An 18,528-nucleotide genomic window follows, 5' to 3' on the forward strand; every position below is an offset into this window, starting at 1 on the left:
GCGCGAAGACCATGCGGTCCTCCTCCGATGCCACCGGCAGGTGGACACACCCCCTCCGCGCCACGGTAGGCGTCGGCCAGGTCCACGGTGGAGGAGTGGTCGACGGCCGGCACGCGGGCATCGTCCACGGCAGTGCCCGCGTTGCGGGTAAGTGCGGTCACGGGTATGCCCGCGGCGGTAACGGCGACGACAGGGGAGCGCGAGCCCTGCGTGGGGGCCCCACGGCTTCATCCAGCTGCGTGACGCCCTGCCCGGCATAGCCCGCATTCCCTGACCAGCCGGCTGCGCCAGTTCGAGAGGCACGGCATCGTTGTCCGCATCTCCTACGCGGAGATCCCGCCACGGGTCGAGTACCGGCTCACTCCGCTCGGCGAAGGACTGCGCGAGGTCCTCGACGAGATGGCCGCCTGGGCCGTGGCGGTTCCGGACGGCGAGCCCACGGTCACCGCGTGCCGTCGAAGCGGCCCGCTACCGGATCGAGGACCCGATGGAGATGCCGCCATCCACGTCGAGGACGATGCCGGTGATGTAGCCGGCGGCTTCGCTGGCGAGGAATGCTGCGGCTTCGGCGATGTCCTCGGGCCTGCCGGTGTGGCGCATGGGGATCTTGTTGGTGAGTTTGTCGCGTGCGGGACCGTTCATGGAGGCGAGCATGGGGGTTTCGATGAGGCCGGGGGCGATGGCGTTGGCGGTGATGCCGTGGCGGGCGCCTTCGAGTGCGAGGGTGCGGGTCATGCCGACGATGCCGGCCTTGGCGGCCACGTAGTTGGTCTGGCCGAAGTTCCCGCGCCATGACATGGAGGAGAAGCTGACGATGCGTCCGTAGCCCTGGCGTTTCATGGGTCCGAACGCGGCGCGGGCGCAGTGGAAGCCGCCGGTGAGGCTGACGTCGATGACGGCGTGCCAGTCGTCGTCGGTGATGTCCTCGACGCGGTTGTCGCGGATGATGCCGGCGTTGTTGACCAGCACGTCGAGGCGGCCCAGAGCGTCGGTGACACCGTCGATCCAGGCGTTGACCTGGGCCGAGTCCGTCACGTCGACCACGTCGGTGCGGTGTTTCGTGTCGTGGGCGTCGGTGAGGGTTCCGGCGGCGTGGGTGAGGGCCTGTTCGTTGACGTCGGCGAGCGCGACGGTGGCGCCCTCGGCGGCGAACCGGGTCGCCATGGCGAGGCCGAGACCCTGCGCGGCCCCAGTAATGGCGACGACCCGTCCGTGGTAGCGCTTCACTGGTTGCCCGCTTTCGTGGGGGAGGGAGCGAGGAAAGCACGCAGCGCGTCGGCCACCGCGCTCGCCGACCAGTTGTCGGCGAAGACGGCCAGCTCCTCGGGCAGGGCCTGCTCGGGGGCCATGCCGCCGATCCGGTGCAGCAGCGTCTTGAGCCGTTGCTGAGCGGGGTTGTGACGGTCGGCCAACTGCTCGCAGATGCGGGTGGCGGTGACGTCGAGATCGGCCTCGGGCACGATCGCGCGGATCCAGCCGGTGTATGCGAAGGCGGTCGCGGGCAGCAGTTCGCCGGTGAGCAGGAGCCAGCGGGACAGGCCCCGTCCGACCGCACCGGGAAGCCGGACGCTGGACCCGCCGGCCGGTACCAGGCGCCGCTGGAGGTGGCCGTCGCCGATGAGCGTGGTGTCGGCGGCGACGACGACATCGCAGGCCAGCGCGAGTTCGAGACCCCCGGCGACGGCGTGACCGTGCAGCACGGCCACCCATGGCTTGGGGCTGGCGGCGATACGGCTGAAGCAGGCCGACACGTCGGTCAGGAAGTCCACCGGGTTGTCGCCCCGCTCGTGCAGCTCCAGAAACTGGTGGAAGTCACCGCCGGCGCAGAAGCTCGGCCCGTTGCCTGCCACGGCGACGACCGCTGTGCCGGGGTCGGCCTCGGCGCTGGTGATCTGCTTGTCGAGGGCTTCGATGAGGGTGATGTCGAGGGCGTTGCGTCGCTCGGGGCGGTTGAGCAACAGCCACCGGACGGGGCCGCGTTGCTCGACGAGCAGAGGTTCGGTGTCGGTCAACGTGGCTCCGGGGTGGCGAGTTCGGTGCGTCGGCGTTTGCGCAGCAGGTAGCGCTGGGTCTTGCCGCTGGGGGTTTTGGGCAGGGCGTCGATGAAGTGGATGGTGCGCGGGTAGGCGTGGGCGGCGTAGCGGGTCTTGACCAACTGCTGGAGTTCGGCGGCCAGTTCCGGCGAGCCGTCGGTGCCGTCGCGGAGGACGACGTACGCCTCGATGACCTCACCGCGCACCTCGTCGGGTGCGCCGATGACACTGCACTCGGCGACGGCGGGATGCTGGACGAGCACGCTCTCGATCTCGAACGGCCCGATCCGGTAACCGGCCATGATGATGACGTCGTCGTCGCGGGAGGAGAAGAAGAAATCGCCATCGGCGTCGACCAGTCCGGCGTCACCGGTGAGGTACCAGCGGCCGTCGGGCGTGAACTTGGAAGCGCTCTGCCCGGGGATCTGGTAGTCGCGGAAGGTCATCAGCGGGCTTTCGGCGACGTCGATCGCGACCCGGCCGAGCACGTCCGGACCGGCGGGCTCGTCCTTGTCGTCGGCCAGGACGGTGAGGCTCCAGCCGGGCACCGGCCGGCCCATCGATCCCGGCTTGAGGGGACGGGCGAGTTCGGGATGGTGGTGGTTGGCCAGGGGCATGCCGACCTCTGTCTGGCCGAAGTGGTCGTGCACGGCCAGGCCGAGCGCGGCGCCGGCCCACTCGTTGACCTCGGGGGTCAATGGCTCCCCCGCACTGGACGCCCGCTCCAGACGCAGCCTCCGCGGCACCGGCACCGACGAGGAGCGCAGTCCCCGGTAGACGGTGGGGGCGGCGGTGAAGTCGGTGACCTGGTGGTCGGCGAGGGTGCGCCAGGTCGTCTCGGCGGAGAACCCGCCGGACAGCAGCAGGCTGGGGATGCCGGCGGCCAGCGGCGCGACGATGGCGGAGTACAGTCCGTAGGCCCAGCCGGGGTCGGCGGCGCACCAGTAGGTGCTGTCGTGGGTGACGCCCAGGCCGTACTCCAGGTAGACCTGCCATCCGGCGACGTAGGAGACGGGGTGGATGACGCCCTTGGGCTTGCCGGTGGTGCCGGAGGTGAACATGTGCACCAGCGGTCCGTCCCCGCTCGTAGTGACGGACGGCACCGGCTCGGGTGACGCGGCCGCGACGAGGTCGGACAGCGACGTGTCGCCGTGCCGCGCGCCGTTTCCGGTGACGAGGACGCGGCGCCGAGGATCGTCGTTCATGTCGGGGCCCGGGTCCAGTTTGTGGCGCTGGTCCGGGTCGACGACCACGACGTGCGCCCCTGAGCCCTCCAGGCGCAGAGCGATGGCCTGGGGCGCGAACGCGGTGAACAGCGGGACGTAGACCGCGCCGAGCCGCCAGATCGCCAGGATGACGGTGACCAGGTCGCTGCTCTTGCCCATCAGGGTCGCCACCCTGTCGCCCGGACCGACGCCGAGTCCCTGGAGCGCCCGCGCACAGCGGTGGGAGTCCGCGGCGAGTTCTCCGTAGGTCAGCGTCGCGGCCTTGCCGTCGCCGTCGACGACGCTGAACGCGACGCACTCGGCGGGATGCCGGTCACACAGCAGCCAGGCCACATTCAGGGACGGAGCCGTGAAGGTCGCGGTGAGTTCGGCGACCCGGTCGGCGGCGCTCACGACTGGTCCTTGCGGTCGATGATCGGCAGCACGAGACGGCTGGGGTGGTTCGGCCCGTGGTGGATGTGGTTGATCGCGGGGATCATCTGCTCCTCGCTCTCAAGGGCGATGACGCCGCCGGTGTTGGTGTTGCGGTCGTAGCGGGGGAAGTTGCTGCTGGAGACGTCCACGCGGATGCGGTGACCGGGGAGGAACACATTGGAGGTGGCGGTCATGTCGATGGTGATCTCGTAGACCGTGCCGGGCTCCATCAGTTCCTCCGTGGCGAGGCCGCCCCGGTAGCGGGCGCGCAGGATCCCGTCGCACAGGTTGATCGCCTTGCCGTCGGGGAAGACGTCGACGAGCTTGGCGGTGAAGTCGGTGTCCACCGCCGAGGAAGAGACGAACAGGGTCAGGCTGACGGGACCGGTGACCTCCACGGCCTCCTCGAGTACGGGCGTGGCGAAGCACAGGACGTCCTCGCGGGCGGCGACGGTCCGCTGGTCGACCGGGCCGCAGAGTTCCAGCGTCACCGGCATGGACGCCCCGCCGGCCGTGGGAACCGGGCGGCGCGGGTCGTAGAGGTAGGTGTCGTGCCCGGCGCCGGTAGGCGGCTCGGTCGTCAACACGCCGTCACCGTCCGCGGTGTTGGCATGGCCGGCGCTGGTGAGGTGGAAGTCGGTCCACCGCGTGTCGGGCAGCGGCCACTCCTGCTCGTCGCGCCACTGGTCGATGCCCATGACAAAGATCTTCACGGGCGCCACGTCGTCGAGAGCGGTGGTGTCGCCGCGCAGCCAGCGGTCGAAGAACTTCACATGCAGGCCGGTCAGGCCCAGCATCTGGCCACTGGCCAGCGGGCCGAAGGAGCGGTCGGGATAGACGCCACTGGTGGACATGTGATCCCACGGACCGATGATCAGCCGCTGCCCCTCACGTGCCTGCGCACTGCCCGCCCTCTGGCGGGCAGTGGTGTAGGTACGCACGGACTGCCCGATGTAGAGGTCGTACCAGCCACCGATGTTCAGCGCCGGGACGGTGACGTTCTTGAGCTCGGGCGTGAGCTCCATGGCGTCCCAGTACCCGTCGTGAGAGGGGTGCGCCATCCAGTCGTCCCACCACTTCCCGTACGCCTTCAGGACGGGCACCTCCGCCGTCGGCAGCACATCGTTCAGCGACTCCGGGAACAGGAAAGCCTGACCGAGCTCCTGCAGCTGGGACAAGGTGTCCTCACCGGCCGCCAGGGGCCGCTGGGCGTCAGCGGTGTACATCATGGCGTTCCACACCGTGACCAGGCTCAGCGACAGCGCACCGCCCGGGCCGTACCAGGGCGCCTCGTAATTGTCGATCGAGGTGAGGGCCGGAGCGATCGCCTTGAGGCCCGGGGCGCCGGTCACGGCGGTCTCCCACTGGACCATCCCCAGGTAGGACGGCCCGTACATGCCCACCGCGCCGTCCGACCACGGCTGCTCGGTGATCCAGGCGACGGTGTCCTCACCGTCGGCCCGGTCGGCCATATGCGGAACGAACTCGCCCTCCGAGCGGTGGGTGCCCCGGCAGTCCTGCACCACCACCGCGTAACCGGCCTCCACCAATGCCAGAAGGTCGGGGTTGGTCGACCCGTTGATGGTCATCACGTCCTTGCCGTAGGGCATGCGCACGAGCAGCGTCGGCGCCGTCCCCTCGGCCGGATGCCACACGTTGGCGGCCAGGGCCACGCCGTCACGCATCGGAACTCGGACATCTATCTCGTACAGGTGCTGCATCGGTGCTCCTCGTTGAGCCTCAGCGGCATTGCCAGGATGTGGGTACGTTAAGAGGTACGAAAGTACCTTGTCAATTACCGAACGAAGGGCTGACATCCCGCTGCACCGTGCTGGAAGACCACAAGGCCCTCCCCTCCGCCGACTACGTGGAGATCGACGGCGCACCCCATGGCTGCTGTGGATCCATGCCGCCGAGGTGAACAAGGCGCCGCTTGAGTTCCTGGCCAAGTAGGGTCCCGGCCCAGAGTCCAGGGGGAGGGGCACCCGAAAGAAGTCCGCGATGTCGGCTGCGCGATCGCTGGGGTGGAAGGGCGCGCGCCCGGCCAGGAGGTGGCAGACCGGATTCCGGGAAGCAACAGCCAACGGCCCTTGTCGAAGCGGACGTTGGCGGGCCGAGCGAGCCGACGCGGTACCCGTACAAGCCGCGCGCGACCAGTCGTAGCGGCTCTGCTCGACCAGCTTGCCCGGGACAGCCGTACCCCTCATTGCCCACGCGCTGTGGTGGTGACCGGTCGGCACGGTCCTGACCCTGATGTTCAACAGGGCTGGTGATGGCGGCCGCGGTGATCTACACCGGGTGGGAGGTGGAACCTGCTCGAGGCCGGGGGCCCCAAGGAGGACGGCGCTCTACGCGAAGCGACCCGCCTGGTCACTTGGTAGGCAGTGCCGTGAACGCCGCCAGGGTGTGGGTGACGAAACCGCGCAGTCGGCGGTCCATGCCGAAGTTCGGGTCGTTCATCATGCTCAGCAGCTATATCCAGGGGGCGATGTCCCCCCGGTACCCGCTTGTTCTGCGCTTCCAGTCGGCGGGCGCAGGGGCGGCCCCTGCCCACGGTCCTGAGCTGGGTGAGTGAGCTGACCCCGGCGGCGCCCGCCGCAGCCGTGTGCGCGGTGTGCAGTTGGTCGTCGGTCTGCTCCGCGAGGAGGCCCGGCAGCTGGACGCTAGGCCAGGCCGGTCAGGTTCGCGCGTACGGTCAGTGGGTTGGTGAAGGACAGCACGCCGTCGGGCGCCGGCCGGTGAGTGGTGCCGGCAGGCTTTTTCCGCGTCGCCCGCGAGGGCGGCGTTGAGAGGGCGGACCGCGGCCGAGGTCCAGGAGCCGTGGAAGGTACGCCGTCATGAACTCACCGAGCAGGGGTGGGAGTTACTCGCTCCGCTCATACCGCGGGCCTCGGCTGGTCGCCCACGGGTGGAGCAGCGCCTGGTGATCAACGGCATGGTCTACAAGATCCGAACCGGGATCTCCTGGCGTGACCTGCCGGAACGCTGCGACCCGTGGCCGACGGTCTGCACCTGCTTCCGCCGCTGCACCTCGACGGCATCTTCACCGGGCGGCCCTGCGGCAGATGCAGACCCGGGCTGATACAGCCGGAGACATCGACTGGTTGGTCCAGATCGACTCCACCATCGTCCGCGCCCATCAGCACGCCGCCGCCACCGGCCGAAAAGGGGGACCCGCCGGCAGGACGAACCGGCTGATCACGCCCTCGGCCGATGCCGAGGCGGACTGGCTACCAAGACTCGCCTCGACTGCGACGGCCGAGGACTGCCGCTGGCCGTCCTGTGCACGGCCGACCAGCGCCACGACGCGATCTACGCACGCACGCTTCTCAAGCGCATCCGATGCGGGTTTTAAGGCTTGAGCACCGCCAGTACATCGTCGAGCGAGACGTTGGCGGGGTCACTCATATCGGAACCATCGAACGTCTGCCAGATATAGGACGCCGTCCCGTCCTCCCGCAGCGGATGCAAATCGGCCAAGTCCGGATCATCCCGGAAGCTGTTGAACGCCTCTTCGGACTCCCATTCAACGAGAAACAGAACCTGCCGTGGCGCGAGGTCACCGGCTACGCTACCTCGGAAACGGCCAAACGCCACGATTCGACCACCATACTGCGGGGCCACTTCGGGAAGGCGGCTGAAATACGCAAGGTACTTCTCCACGTCAACCACGTCAAACATATTCAGGGCGTAAAACTTCTTCTTCTGCGAATTTGCACTCACTGCCAATACCCTCTTCGGTGTCGGGAAACTGGTGTTTGCTGCTCCAGGCGGGCGTGGGGCGCCAGCAGCAGGACGCCGGCATTGTTGACGTCGGTCGCGATTTGCGCCGCCTCAGAGACTGACTGTGAAGAACGCGCTTCCAGTGCTCGGGACGGCGGCCGCAGCATCAGCTCCCAGGAGTAGGCCACCGGCCTCGCCGGACCTCGCCCGTCCCGGGCGACCGGCCGCCCCGGGCAGCTCGCCGTAGCCGCCGTCGGCCAGGCCGTCGAGATCATGCACGAGCCTGCCGAGGCCGCCCCCGGGCGCGGCGGGGTCGGCGCCGTGCCGGCGCATCGGCGCGTCGGCACCCATCATGAGGGTCAACGGCGCGGCGATGCCGAGCTCGATCGCGCCGCCGCGCGTCCACAGTCCGTCATAGGCGCGCAGCACTGTGCGTCACGCATCGTGGCGGGTGCGTCGAACTCGGTCTCGATCTCCGTCATGTGCTGCTTCTTTGCCTGCCACGACGCCTTCGCGAGACATGGTTGATCGGGTCTTCACCCACGCGACACCTCCGAAAGGGGGTGACCACGGCGGTCTCGGGACGCTTACGCCACCGTGTTCAGCAAGTCGGCCAGTACGTCGGGCCGTTCCAGGGCGATGAAGTGGCCGGCCTTCGGCACCTGTGTGAAGTCGGCGGCGGGCAGCAGCTTCTTGTTGGCCTCGCGGTCCGAGGGGCGGGACCAGTCGTTCTCCCCGTAGACGAGGTGGACGGGGGCCTTGACCTCGGGGTAGTGCGAGCGGGCGGCGATGAGGCTGGGCAGGTTCTGGTACACGCCCCGGGCGACGGTCGGGTAGCCGGGGCGCCGGCCCACCTGGAGCAGCTCGTCCACGTAGTCCTCGCGCAGTGCGCTCCTGTCGCCCAGGCCGCCCTGAAGGATCTTGCGGAGGGCGGGCTTGGGCTCCACCCCGGCGATCACCGGGCCCACACCCGGGGCGAGGACACCGCCGACCACCACGCGGGCGAGGAGGCTGGAGCGGGCGATCCCGCCGCGGAAGTCGTAGGTGTTGACCGCGACGACGCGCCGGACCCGCTCCGGCAGATCGGCGGCGGCGGTCAGGGCGAGCACCGCCCCCATGGACTCCCCGACCAACGTCACGTCGTAGAGGTCGAGTTCGGTGAGGAGCCGCTCGACGCCCGTGCGCATGGCCGGCTCGTCGTAGGAGGCGCCGGGCACGATCTCGGAGTAGCCCATCCCCGGCAGATCGAGGGCGTACACGGTGTACCGGTCCGCGATCAACGGGATCAGGAGCCGGAAGTGCTCGGCCTGGGTGCGCACGGTGTGCAGCAGGACCAGAGGCGCACCGCTGCCCGCCTTGAGGTAGCGCAGTCTTCCCTCGCTGCCGTGGTGTCCTGCGCGCGGCGCGATGGTGTGACTGGTGGTCCCCGCGATGTGAATCGTGGGACGTGATTCCTGACTGGCCATCTCTCTGTGTCTCCCTGTTCTACTTGGCCAGTTGGGGGTACAGGCCGGCCAGGTCGCCGGCGAGGCCCGCTTTGACCTGGCGCGTGGTGTCGTCGGCGAGCACCTCGTACGCGCCCGTCTCGACCCCGTCGAGGGCGAGGGCGGCGACGTCACGAGGGTTCGACTTGGGTGCGTCGACGTCCGCCGCCAGGTCCGTGTCGACGTAGCCGACGTGCAGTCCGGTGACGGCGATGCCGCGCGGCTGCAGCTCCAGGCGCAGGGAATTGGACTGCGACCACAGGGCGGCCTTGGACGCGCTGTAGGAGCCGCCGAGCGCCAGCCAGGAGAGTACGGAGTGCACGTTGAGGATGTGGCCGCCGCCGTTGCGCTCGATCACCGGCACGAAGGCCCGGGTGAGGAGCAGCGGGCCGTAGAAGTTGGTCTCGAACTCCCTGCGGACGTCGTCGACCGGGGAGTCGAGGAAGGACGCGCCTACCGCCGCACCCGCGTTGTTGATCAGCACGGTGACATCCTGCGCCTGCGCCACGGCCGCCGCCACGGAGGCCGGGTCGGTGACCTCCAGCGCCACCGGCACTGCGTCGGGGTGCGTCACGCTGCGCGGGTCACGGGCCGTGGCGTACACCTTGGCGGCGCCGCGCGCGTACAGCTCTTCCACCAGTGCCTTGCCGATGCCCCGGCTGCCGCCGGTGACGAAGACGTTGGCGCCCTTCAAAGTAGTCATGACTGCCTCCACAAGAATCAGAAACCGATCGGTTTCCACCACAGTAAACCGATCGGTTTCCGGGCGCAAGCTCATCGACGGAGTCAGTCGCGTGGGGTCGCGGCCTCAGGGCGTCGTTCCGCCCCAGGGTGGTGAGCTCTCCACCCGTGTGTCCGGCCTGGTGGATGTCGGCGTCGGTCGGGCTGAGTTGGAGTTTGAGGCCGAGTTTCCCGACGGTGTCGAAGAGCCACTCCGGAACGGCGTCTGGGGTGAGGTGGAGCAGAGCGGGAGGCAGGGGGGCGCCCTCGGCGCTGGAGGGGGCGCTGTGTGTGCGGGCGGGGGAGTGGTCGGAGGGGTGGGTCCCCGGAGCGGTTGGCGGTGGAAGTCTCCGGTGGGGTGTCCGCGTGTCACCGGCGCCTCGCTCGCGGGGGTCGGTCGGCGCCAACGGGACCGACTTGTCGGCGGGTTCAGCGGTCGTCGCGTTGGTCGATCCCTGGTCGCGCGTTGAGGCGGCATCGGCGGCCTGTGTGGGTGTCGGCATTGTCGGGTCGGTCACAGGTCGGGGACCACCTCTCCACTTGCGCCATGGAAACCGATCTGTTTTTCTAAGTGGAAACAGATCGGTTTCCTACCAGTGTTCGGCCTATGACCAGCGACAAAGGGAAAAGATGACTGCCACCTTCGACCGTGGGGCGCCCGCCTCGGGGAAAACGGACTCGGGCTGGCGCGGCTCACATGCCGTGCGCTGGTGGGTGCTTGTCGTGCTGGGCACGGCGCAGCTCATGGTCACGCTCGACGCGACCGTCGTGAACATCGCGCTGCCCGCGGCGCAACATGACCTCGGTTTCAGCGACGGCAGCCGGCAGTGGATCATCACCGGCTACGCCCTGGCGTTCGGCAGCCTGCTGCTGCTCGGTGGCCGGCTCGGTGACCTGTTCGGCCGACGTACGACCTTTGTGACCGGGCTGATCGGTTTCGCGGGCGCATCGGTCCTCGGGGGTGCGGCCACCAGCTTCGATGTCCTCGTCACGGCACGTGTGGCCCAAGGGCTCTTCGCCGCGCTGCTCGCGCCTGCGGCACTCTCACTGCTCAGTGTGACCTTCACCGACCCGACCGAGAGGCCGAAGGCGTTCGGCATCTTCAGTGCGCTGGCCGGTGCGGGCGGCGCGATCGGGCTGCTGCTCGGCGGCATGCTCACCGAATGGGCGTCGTGGCGCTGGGTGATGTACGTGAACGTCGTCTTCGCGGCCGTAGCGCTGGTCGGTGCGGTGCTGCTGCTGGCCAAGCCTGCGGTCACTCAGCGGCCCAAACTCGACATTCCCGGCACCGTCGTGGTGAGCGCGGCGCTGTTCGCCATCGTCTACGGGTTCGCGCACGTCGAGTCCACCAGTTGGACCGATCCGGTCACCCTCGGCTCCATGGTCGTCGGCGTGGTGCTGCTCGCGGTGTTCGTCTGGCTGGAGGCGAGGGTCGCGCATCCGCTGCTGCCGCTGCGACTGGTGCTGGACCGGACCCGCGGTGGTTCGTTCCTGGCGGTTTTCGTCATCGGTATGGGGATGTTTTCGATCTTCCTGTTCCTGACCTACTACCTGGAGGCCAGCATCGGCTACTCGCCGATCAAGACCGGTCTGGCGTTCCTGCCGATGGTCGCCGGCATCGTTGCCGCGTCGACCATGGCGCCTTCGCTGCTGCTGCCCAGGGTCGGCCCGAAGATCGTGGTCAGCGCCGGCTTCCTGGTCGCCGCATCCGGTATGGCCCTGCTGACCCAGCTCAGGCTGGACAGCACCTACGCCGCCCACATCATGCCCGGTCTGATCCTGCTGGGGCTCGGTCTCGGTGGAGTGATGACCACCGCGTTCCAGGGCGCGACCGCCGGCATTCATCACGAGGATTCGGGCGTCGCCTCGGCGCTGATCAACACCGGCCAGCAGGTGGGCGGCTCGATCAGCACGGCGCTGCTGACCACCGTTGCCTCATCGGCCGCGACCGACTACCTGTCCTCGCGCAAGCCCGGCGCGCTGACCGTGGCGCAGGCCGGAGTCGAGGGCTACACGGCCACCTTGGCGTGGGGTGCCGGGTTCTTCGTGGTCGGTGCTGTGCTCGCAGCGTTCCTGATACCGAACGCGGCTCTGGCGCCGTCGGAGGGCGAGCCGGTGATCGCCCACTGAGTCTGAATCCACCGCGGATGCGCGGTGGACCGCAACGAGCGGACAGGGAGAAATGCCCTGCCGCCCGCGTTGACTGGTGTTCTCGAGGTGCAGGTCGGCGAAGGAAGGCAGGGCTTCTCCGGGATCGCGCGTACTTCCACGGGCGCGATCCGTCCTCAGTGAACTGACCATCGCTGGTACCGGGCATCCGCAGTGTGGTCTGAATTTCCGAGGCTCGCGGGTGTGCTGGTCAAGGCGGCCGCGGTCGGCCTCGCTGGGGGCGCACCAGGAGCGTGGGCGGCGTCGAAGAGCACTCCCCGGCAAACGCCGTAAACCGATCGGTTTTCAGTTGGCCGGATTCGAGCTAACCTCGCAATATGACCACCGAGGCGAAGTCAAGTCCCCGAGAGCGGCTGCTGGAGGCGGCGGCCATGCTCACCTACCGAGACGGTGTCGGCATCGGCGTCGACGCGCTGTGCAAGGCGGCCGGGGTGTCGAAGCGTTCCATGTACCAGCTTTTCGAGAGCAAGGACGAACTGCTGGCGGCAAGCCTGGAGCAACGCGCCTCCGCCTATGTGGCGACGCTCCTGCCTCCGGCCGACGACAACCGTTCACCCCGCCGGCGGATCCTGCACGTCTTCGACCAGTTGGCAGCACATGCGGCTGCGCCCGACTTCATGGGCTGCCGGTACCTGGTTGTGCAGATCGAGCTCAAGGACCAGGGTCACCCTGCGAGTCGGGTGGCCCGCCAGGTCAAGGAGAACCTGACAGGCTTCTTCCGTGCCGAGGCCGAACGGGGAGGCGCGCGCGACCCGGAGCTGCTGGCCCGACAGCTGATCCTGGTCTTCGACGGCGCCAGCGCCCGCGCGGGAATCAAAGCCGACACGCCGGCAGGGCTGGTCGCTCCCACGGTGATCACCCTGCTCGATGCGGCCGGCATGCGCTGACGCATCACGTCGGCGAGAGGTCTCGGTGAGCGATGCGCTCCACGGGTGACCGCCGGCCTCCGGCGACCTGGGCGCATCCCATGGCGGCGCGCCCTTGCCTCCCGACGCTCGGAGGGACCCGGCCGTAAGGGCGTTGATGGGCGTGCGGTGAGCCATCAAGGCCGTGGTTTCGTCGACATCGTGCCCGGCCGCAGGGGCAAGGTCTCCCGGGCGTCCAGCCGACCCGGAAGGGTTTGTGGGGCTGGGCACCGATCGCCAGGCGATCGGTTGTCGACGTCCGTGTGGAAGTGGGCCGACATGTCGAAGAAGAGGCCCGCCGCTTGGTCTTGCGCACGGAAACCGATCGGTTTACAGTAGTGAAACTGATCGGTTTCTCGCTGTGAAGACGAGCCTGACCGCTGGGCTCACAAGGAGGTTCGGATGACTGCCGGGCGCGACGCCGAGGGACAGTCTGTGGATCTCAGACTTCCGGCCAAACTGGCTGCGCACCCGTCGGTGAAGGCCGTCCTCGCTCGGCGTGCGGCCGGTGAGGCCGCGAGCCCACCGCCGGTGATCGACGCGGCCTGGCTGCGCGAGCTGTGCCTGGCGGCCGGCGCGGACGACGCGGCCGCGGTAAGCCTGGACCACCCCGATCTGGCCGGCGAGCGCGAGTACGCGCAGTCGGCGCTGCCCGGCACCCGCACCCTGATCGCGATGGCGGTCCGGATGAACCGCGACAACTGCCGCTCCCCGGCTCGCAGCGTGGCCAACCAGGAGTTCCACCAGACCGACGAGCAGGCCAACCATGCCGCCCGCAGCGTCACCCAGGCGCTCCAGGACGCCGGATACCGTGCGCTCAATCCGTCCGTCGGCTTCCCTCAGGAGATGGACCGCTTCCCCAGGGAGCGGATCTGGGTGGTGGCGCACAAGACGGTCGCGGTGGCCGCCGGGCTCGGCGTGATGGGTCTGCACCGCAACGTCATCCACCCGAAGTTCGGCAGCTTCGTCCTGCTGGTCACCGTGCTGGTGAACGCGGAGGTGAGCGAGTACGGGCAGGCGCTGGACTACAACCCTTGTATCGACTGCAAGTTGTGCGTCGCGGCCTGCCCGGTCGGCGCCATCGCCAAGGACGGCGCCTTCGACGCCCTGGCCTGCACCACGCACAACTACCGCGAGTTCATGAGCGGGTTCACCGACTGGGCGCAGACCGTGGCCGACAGCGAGGACGCCGCCGACTACCGTTCCCGGGTCACCGATTCCGAGAGCGCCTCCATGTGGCAGAGCCTGTCCTCGCCCCCCGGCTACAAGTCCGGCTACTGCCTCGCGGTCTGCCCCGCCGGCGAGGACGTCCTCGGCCCGTACCTGGACGACCGCAAATCGTTCATGGACACCGTGCTGCGCCCGCTCCAGGAGAAGAAGGAAACGCTCTACGTCCTGCCGGGCTCCCACGCGCAGGAGTACGCCCAGCGCCGTTTCCCCCACAAGCCCGTCAAGGAAGTCACCGGCGGCTGGCAGCCTCCGGCTAAGCGTTCGGCATCCCCCGAGCGAGAGCAACGGACGTAATGATCGGCATTCACCCCTTCCGCGTCCTGCGCGCCAACCCCGTGTGGATCGCCAACGGCGTCATCAAGGGCGTACTCGCGCTCCTGTTCGCCGCTTTCTACGTCGGCACCACATGGGACCACTGCGCCTGCACCGCCCGCTGATCCGGGCGACCCGGGTGCAGACCCTCGCCATCAGCAGCACCCTCATGGCCGGGCTGTCCCTGCTGATGGGCGCCCTGGTCATGGTCGGGACGGTCTGCATCATGGGTATGGACGCCTCTCACCTGCCGTTGCTGTGGCTGTACTCGGTGTGCGCCGTCGCGGTCTCCGGGATCGGGGCGCTCGCCCTTCTCGCGGTCTTCGGTACGCCCGGCATGCTGGTCGTCGCGCTGGTCTTCATCGGGATGGCGGTGCCGATGGCCGGGGCCGCCACCCCCATCCAGGCGCTGCCCGGCTTCTACCGCTTCTTCGCGGAGTTCGAGCCTCTGCGGCAGATCACCGGTGGCATCCGCTCGATCCTTTACTACGACGCCCAGGGCGACGCGGGACTGACCCGGGGCTGGGTCATGATGGCAGCCGGCCTCGTGGCGGCAGCGCTGTTCGGCTTCGGCGTACTGGGGTGGTACGACCGCAAGGGGCTGCACCGTATCCCGGTGGACACGACGCCCGAGAAGGCGGCGGCTCCGGCGTAGCGCAGGCCACCCTCCGCATCCCCCAGGGCGGGCCATCACTCGGAGTGGCCCCGGTGTGTCGCCCTGCCGGGGACGACAGGCACGCACACCGCAAGGGCTCGGCGACGGTCTTTCCCCCAGGCTGTCGCCGAGCTTCCGCGAGGACACCACCCCGGAAACCGATCGGTTTTCATTTGCTTCTCTCTGGGTTAACCTCGCGGTATGACCACCGAAGTGAAACAAAGCCCCAGGGAGCGGCTGCTGGAGGCGGCGGCCACCCTCACCTACCGAGACGGCGTCAACATCGGCGTCGAGGCGCTGTGCAAGGCGGCGGGAGTATCGAAGCGCTCCATGTACCAGCTGTTCCAGAGCAAGGACGAACTGCTCGCGGCGAGTCTGGAGCGGCGCACGTCCGCCTACGTGGCAACACTCCTGCCCGCGGCGGACGACGACCGTTCCTCCAGGGAGCGGATCCTGCACGTCTTCGAGCAGGTGGAATCACAGTCGCGCGCGCCCGAGTTCTACGGCTGCCCCTTCCTTGCCGCACAGATCGAGCTCAAGGACCAGAGCCACCCCGCGAGCCGGGTCGCCCATGGGGTCAAGGACAACCTGACAGGCTTCTTCCGTGCCGAGGCCGAGCAGGGCGAGGCGAGCGATCCCGGTCTGCTGGCCCGGCAGCTCAGCCTGGTCTTCGACGGTGCCAGCGCCCGCGCGGGCATCGGCGCGGACACCCTGACGGGGCTCATCGCGCCCACGGTGATCACCCTGCTCGACGCGGCGGGCGTGCGCTGACGGATGGCGGCACGATGCAGGGACGGCTGAGGCAAGTTCCGCGAAAGATCACATGGCGCCGCTGCCCTCCAAAAAAGAAGCCGACGTGTTCGTTCATTGGGTGAGCGGATGCCTAGCTTTGTGTAGATGTGAGTCAGGTGGTATTGCACCGTCTTGACCGAGATATACAGCTCAAGTGCGATCTGCTTGTTACTTGTTCCCGAAGCCACCTGTTGCGCGACCGCCTGTTTGCGTAAGGAGGGACAGTCTGGCGGTGGTTCGGCTGGTGGGCAGGCCGCCCGCCTTGAGTTCCCGGTCGCACCGTTCGACATAGGTGCGGGCACCGAGCGCCATGTACGCGTCCCGCGCGTTGTGGAGGACCGCGTCGGCCTCCCGTGGCTTTCCCGCGCGGCGGAGGGACTGGCCGTAGGCGAAGTTGACGCGGGCGTGGTCGTAGGGGAGTGGAAGGCGTTCGAGGTGGGCAAGGGCTTGCTCGAACTCCTTGCGTGCGGTGTCGACGTCGCCTGAGCGGCGGTGAGTCGGCGGCGGGCCAGGCCGAGCCGTGCCTGGGCGGAGTGGCGCCCGCGCAGCGCCGCGCGCGACTCGTGCGGGGTGCGGAAGGCGTCGGCCTCGTCCAGTCGACCGGTCATCACGAGGGCGTTGGCGTAGATGTCCGGCCAGGGCCAGAAACCCGGTTCCTCGATGCCCTCCCGCGCCGGCAGGTGGACCACGGGGGCGAGGGCTTCCAGGACGCGCTCGTAGTCGCCGCGCGCCTCGGCGACCTGGGCGCGGGCCAGACAGGAGGGGACCAGCATGACCTCGTAGTGGTGGGAGGACGCGGCCGCCTCGCCGAGATGGTGCTCGGCGGCCTCCCAGTTCCCGCGCAGCGCGTTGAGCTGCGCCCCGGTCCAGTGCACCAGCGGGCGGACGAACTCGATCTGGGAATCGGCGAGGCGTATCGCGGCTCGCTGCATCGTTTCCAGGGCCTCGGGCCAGTCGCCGAGCGTGAACTGGGTCCGCGCCAGCCACCCCTGCGCCCATAGCGAGATGCGCGTGGAGCCCATCCGGTAGCCGGTGGGAACGACCGCTTCGAGTCTGCTGCGGGCGGACTCCGGGGCGTCCAGGGTCAGGTCCACCCAACCGCGGCCGAGCTGGAATCGCTGCGGCTGGGCGGCGTCGGGCAGCTTCGCTGAGGACGTCTCGTAGGCGGCGATCGCCTCCTCGGCGCGGCCGAGCGCGGCGAGGCCGATGCCGAGTACCGCTTCCGACTCGATGGCGGACGGATCGGTTGGTCCGGCCAGTTCGACGGCACGCCGGGCCCAGGCGACCAGGTCCTGCGCGTCCCAGCGGCCAAGAGCGTGGAGTACGCACCGTTGACAGATCCGGGCCATCGGATCGGGGTGCTGCTGCGGATCGCAACGGTCCCATGCCTGGGTGAGGAATCGCTCGGCCTCCGAGGGGCGACCGCGCATGATGGCGAGGTAGCCGAGGACCGCGTCACGCAGGATGCCGGGCGCGAAACTCTCCAACTCGGCGGCTTGGGGCACGTCTCCGGCGCCGATCATGGCGTCCACCGCACGTAGCAACCGGCTCTCCCGTGCACTGCGATCAGCGCTCAGCCGGCTGGCGCGAACCAGGGTGTCGGCCACGGCGGACCACTCAGGGCTCGCCGCCCGGCCGCCGCGGCGACCGGTCCGTACGGGCTCGCCCGCGCCCGGCCGGCCCTGCACCGGACGGTGACCCAACAGAACTGACGAGCAGTCAGTTCGCCTGGGAGCGGCGGGACTCAGAGCCAGCCGCGGCGAGCGGCCTGCCAGGCGAGCTGCATCCGCGTGTCGGCGCCGGCGAGCGTCATCATGTGCTGGATGTGGCGCTGCACGGTGCGCCTGCTCAGCCCCATCTGACTCGCGATGGCCTTGTCGGCGACACCCGCCACGAGCAGCGAGAGCAGCCGGCGGTCGGTCTCGGTCAGCGGGTCGGCGTCGACGACCCCGTCGCTGCCCTCCACCTCGCCGGAGGCGCTGACGTTCAGCGGGACCGCGGTCTCCCAGTAGCGCTCGAAGAGCGAGATGAGCGCCTCCAGCAGGCTGCTGCCCCGCACCAGCGCGGCCGTCGCCACATGGGGACTGCCCTGGGGCCCGCCGGGGACCAGCGGGCAGATGGCGATGGCGCGGTCGGCCACGGCCAGGCGCAGCGGCAGGTGCGGGACCGACCGGGCCACCTCACCGGCGCGCACACCTTCCACGACGTTGTCGACGGCGCCCTCGTCGTCGAAGAAGGCCTGCTCGTACAGGACGCGGTAGCGCACCCCGCGGGCGAGGGCGTCGTACTCGGCGCGGTTGCTGCCCGAGGGCATCGCCACGTACTGCGCCTTGCAGAACCAGAGCATCTCGTGGCGCGCGTTGTCCTGCATCTGCCGCAGGTGCTGGCGCAGCGCCTCCGCTCCGGTGATGACCTCGATGAGCTGGCCGGGGTCGTGCCTGCGGCGCGTGCTGCGGTAGCTGTCGAGCAGGTCGGTGACGGCGGTACGGGCCTTGTCGAGCGCGTCGGCGTTGCGCTGCAACCGCGGCAGCAGCGCCACGTCGGGCGGTACGGCGGCGTAGTGCAGCGGATCGCGGTCGGTGGGGCTGGCGAGACCCTTGCCGCGCAGGGCCGCGAGGACGGCCTCGGCGGAGTCGCGCGGGAGCCCGGTCCGGTCGGCGACCTCCTGGGCCGACGCGGTCGCGGTCCCGACCAGGAGCCGGTAGACCGTCTCCTCGATCGCCGTGAGACCTGCCGCCTCCAGCATGCCGTGCCCCTCCCTCGCCGCGGCCGGCCCCGAGAAGCGGAACGGCCCGTTGAAGTTTGCACCGCGAGCCACCACCGGGCAAGCAAACGGCGGGTGCCGGGGCTTCCGCCCGGGCACCC

Annotated in this window: 15 protein-coding genes and 3 pseudogenes; 8 read left to right on the forward strand and 10 right to left on the reverse strand. The window is 69.3% G+C overall.

Annotated features, from left to right (window positions below):
• Positions 1-468 precede the first annotated feature (468 nt).
• The 4 genes from EDD90_RS50880 to EDD90_RS50895 are packed head-to-tail and all read right to left on the reverse strand — an operon-like array spanning position 469 to position 5,394.
• Positions 469-1,227: an SDR family NAD(P)-dependent oxidoreductase gene (locus EDD90_RS50880; protein WP_123980058.1), complete on the reverse strand. Its 759-nt coding sequence runs from the start codon at positions 1,225-1,227 to the stop codon at positions 469-471.
• Positions 1,224-2,012 carry an enoyl-CoA hydratase/isomerase family protein gene (locus EDD90_RS50885; RefSeq protein WP_123980060.1) on the reverse strand — a complete coding sequence of 263 codons (789 nt, stop codon included), beginning with the start codon at positions 2,010-2,012 and terminating at the stop codon, positions 1,224-1,226. The genes EDD90_RS50880 and EDD90_RS50885 overlap by 4 nt, the downstream gene beginning before the upstream one ends.
• Positions 2,009-3,652: an AMP-binding protein gene (locus EDD90_RS50890; RefSeq protein WP_123980061.1), complete on the reverse strand. Its 1,644-nt coding sequence runs from the start codon at positions 3,650-3,652 to the stop codon at positions 2,009-2,011. Before EDD90_RS50890 ends, EDD90_RS50885 begins: the two co-directional genes overlap by 4 nt.
• Complete coding sequence (locus EDD90_RS50895) at positions 3,649-5,394, reverse strand: CocE/NonD family hydrolase (RefSeq protein ID WP_185149519.1); 1,746 nt, start codon at positions 5,392-5,394, stop codon at positions 3,649-3,651. Before EDD90_RS50895 ends, EDD90_RS50890 begins: the two co-directional genes overlap by 4 nt.
• A 74-nt stretch (positions 5,395-5,468) precedes the next feature.
• Between EDD90_RS50895 and EDD90_RS58750 the strand changes: the two are divergent.
• Positions 5,469-5,626 (forward strand): annotated as a pseudogene (locus EDD90_RS58750) (alpha/beta hydrolase); the annotation flags it as partial.
• Between the two features lie 832 nt (positions 5,627-6,458).
• A complete protein-coding gene (locus tag EDD90_RS59280) occupies positions 6,459-6,755 on the forward strand; it encodes a transposase (protein ID WP_123980063.1) in 297 nt (98 codons plus the stop codon).
• 269 nt (positions 6,756-7,024) lie between these two features.
• Here EDD90_RS59280 and EDD90_RS50910 read toward each other — a convergent pair whose 3' ends face one another.
• The 4 genes from EDD90_RS50910 to EDD90_RS50925 all read right to left on the reverse strand — a co-directional run bounded on the left by EDD90_RS50910 (position 7,025) and on the right by EDD90_RS50925 (position 9,583).
• Positions 7,025-7,396, reverse strand: coding sequence for a DUF1330 domain-containing protein (locus EDD90_RS50910; RefSeq protein WP_221305163.1), 372 nt, complete (start codon positions 7,394-7,396; stop codon positions 7,025-7,027).
• A gap of 111 nt (positions 7,397-7,507) precedes the next feature.
• On the reverse strand, positions 7,508-7,825 hold the full coding sequence (locus EDD90_RS58125) for a hypothetical protein (protein WP_260328597.1): 318 nt from the start codon (positions 7,823-7,825) through the stop codon (positions 7,508-7,510).
• Between the two features lie 158 nt (positions 7,826-7,983).
• On the reverse strand, positions 7,984-8,862 hold the full coding sequence (locus tag EDD90_RS50920) for an alpha/beta fold hydrolase (protein WP_123980065.1): 879 nt from the start codon (positions 8,860-8,862) through the stop codon (positions 7,984-7,986).
• Positions 8,863-8,881: 19 nt separating this feature from the next.
• On the reverse strand, positions 8,882-9,583 hold the full coding sequence (locus EDD90_RS50925) for an SDR family oxidoreductase (RefSeq protein ID WP_123980067.1): 702 nt from the start codon (positions 9,581-9,583) through the stop codon (positions 8,882-8,884).
• A 647-nt stretch (positions 9,584-10,230) separates the two neighbouring features.
• Between EDD90_RS50925 and EDD90_RS50930 the strand changes: the two genes are divergently transcribed.
• From EDD90_RS50930 to EDD90_RS50950, 6 genes and pseudogenes are all read left to right on the forward strand, one after another.
• Entirely contained in the window at positions 10,231-11,730 is a 1,500-nt protein-coding gene (locus EDD90_RS50930) for an MFS transporter (protein ID WP_123982494.1), read from the forward strand.
• 356 nt (positions 11,731-12,086) lie between these two features.
• A complete protein-coding gene (locus tag EDD90_RS50935; RefSeq protein ID WP_123980069.1) occupies positions 12,087-12,656 on the forward strand; it encodes a TetR/AcrR family transcriptional regulator in 570 nt (189 codons plus the stop codon).
• A gap of 420 nt (positions 12,657-13,076) precedes the next feature.
• Positions 13,077-14,198, forward strand: a complete 1,122-nt coding sequence (locus tag EDD90_RS50940) for a 4Fe-4S binding protein (RefSeq protein ID WP_185149520.1) — start codon at positions 13,077-13,079, stop codon at positions 14,196-14,198.
• The gene (locus tag EDD90_RS56080; RefSeq protein ID WP_185149521.1) at positions 14,198-14,341 is read left to right on the forward strand and encodes a hypothetical protein; all 144 of its coding nucleotides are present in this window, start codon (positions 14,198-14,200) and stop codon (positions 14,339-14,341) included. Before EDD90_RS50940 ends, EDD90_RS56080 begins: the two co-directional genes overlap by 1 nt.
• Positions 14,311-14,871 (forward strand): annotated as a pseudogene (locus EDD90_RS50945) (DUF3533 domain-containing protein); the annotation flags it as partial. The gene EDD90_RS56080 and the pseudogene EDD90_RS50945, both read left to right, overlap by 31 nt.
• A 201-nt stretch (positions 14,872-15,072) precedes the next feature.
• Positions 15,073-15,642: a TetR/AcrR family transcriptional regulator gene (locus tag EDD90_RS50950; RefSeq protein ID WP_123980071.1), complete on the forward strand. Its 570-nt coding sequence runs from the start codon at positions 15,073-15,075 to the stop codon at positions 15,640-15,642.
• A 158-nt stretch (positions 15,643-15,800) separates the two neighbouring features.
• On the opposite strand, the pseudogene EDD90_RS58755 reads toward EDD90_RS50950, so the two are convergent.
• A pseudogene (locus tag EDD90_RS58755) lies at positions 15,801-17,186 on the reverse strand (LuxR family transcriptional regulator); the annotation flags it as partial.
• A 221-nt stretch (positions 17,187-17,407) separates the two neighbouring features.
• Positions 17,408-18,409, reverse strand: coding sequence for a LuxR family transcriptional regulator (locus EDD90_RS50960; protein WP_123980073.1), 1,002 nt, complete (start codon positions 18,407-18,409; stop codon positions 17,408-17,410).
• Positions 18,410-18,528 lie beyond the last annotated feature (119 nt).

It is taken from the genome of Streptomyces sp. Ag109_O5-1 (assembly GCF_003814875.1).
Lineage (GTDB): Bacteria > Actinomycetota > Actinomycetes > Streptomycetales > Streptomycetaceae > Streptomyces > Streptomyces sasae.

Bases quoted from the DNA above. Each gene is read 5' to 3' on its own strand.
- EDD90_RS50960 (WP_123980073.1), bottom strand. From the start codon at position 18,409: ATGCTGGAGGCGGCAGGTCTCACGGCGATCGAGGAGACGGTCTACCGG.
- EDD90_RS50940 (WP_185149520.1), top strand. From the start codon at position 13,077: ATGACTGCCGGGCGCGACGCCGAGGGACAGTCTGTGGATCTCAGACTT.
- EDD90_RS50895 (WP_185149519.1), bottom strand. From the start codon at position 5,394: ATGCAGCACCTGTACGAGATAGATGTCCGAGTTCCGATGCGTGACGGC.
- EDD90_RS50930 (WP_123982494.1), top strand. From the start codon at position 10,231: ATGACTGCCACCTTCGACCGTGGGGCGCCCGCCTCGGGGAAAACGGAC.
- EDD90_RS50935 (WP_123980069.1), top strand. From the start codon at position 12,087: ATGACCACCGAGGCGAAGTCAAGTCCCCGAGAGCGGCTGCTGGAGGCG.
- EDD90_RS50950 (WP_123980071.1), top strand. From the start codon at position 15,073: ATGACCACCGAAGTGAAACAAAGCCCCAGGGAGCGGCTGCTGGAGGCG.
- EDD90_RS56080 (WP_185149521.1), top strand. From the start codon at position 14,198: ATGATCGGCATTCACCCCTTCCGCGTCCTGCGCGCCAACCCCGTGTGG.
- EDD90_RS50925 (WP_123980067.1), bottom strand. From the start codon at position 9,583: ATGACTACTTTGAAGGGCGCCAACGTCTTCGTCACCGGCGGCAGCCGG.
- EDD90_RS50920 (WP_123980065.1), bottom strand. From the start codon at position 8,862: ATGGCCAGTCAGGAATCACGTCCCACGATTCACATCGCGGGGACCACC.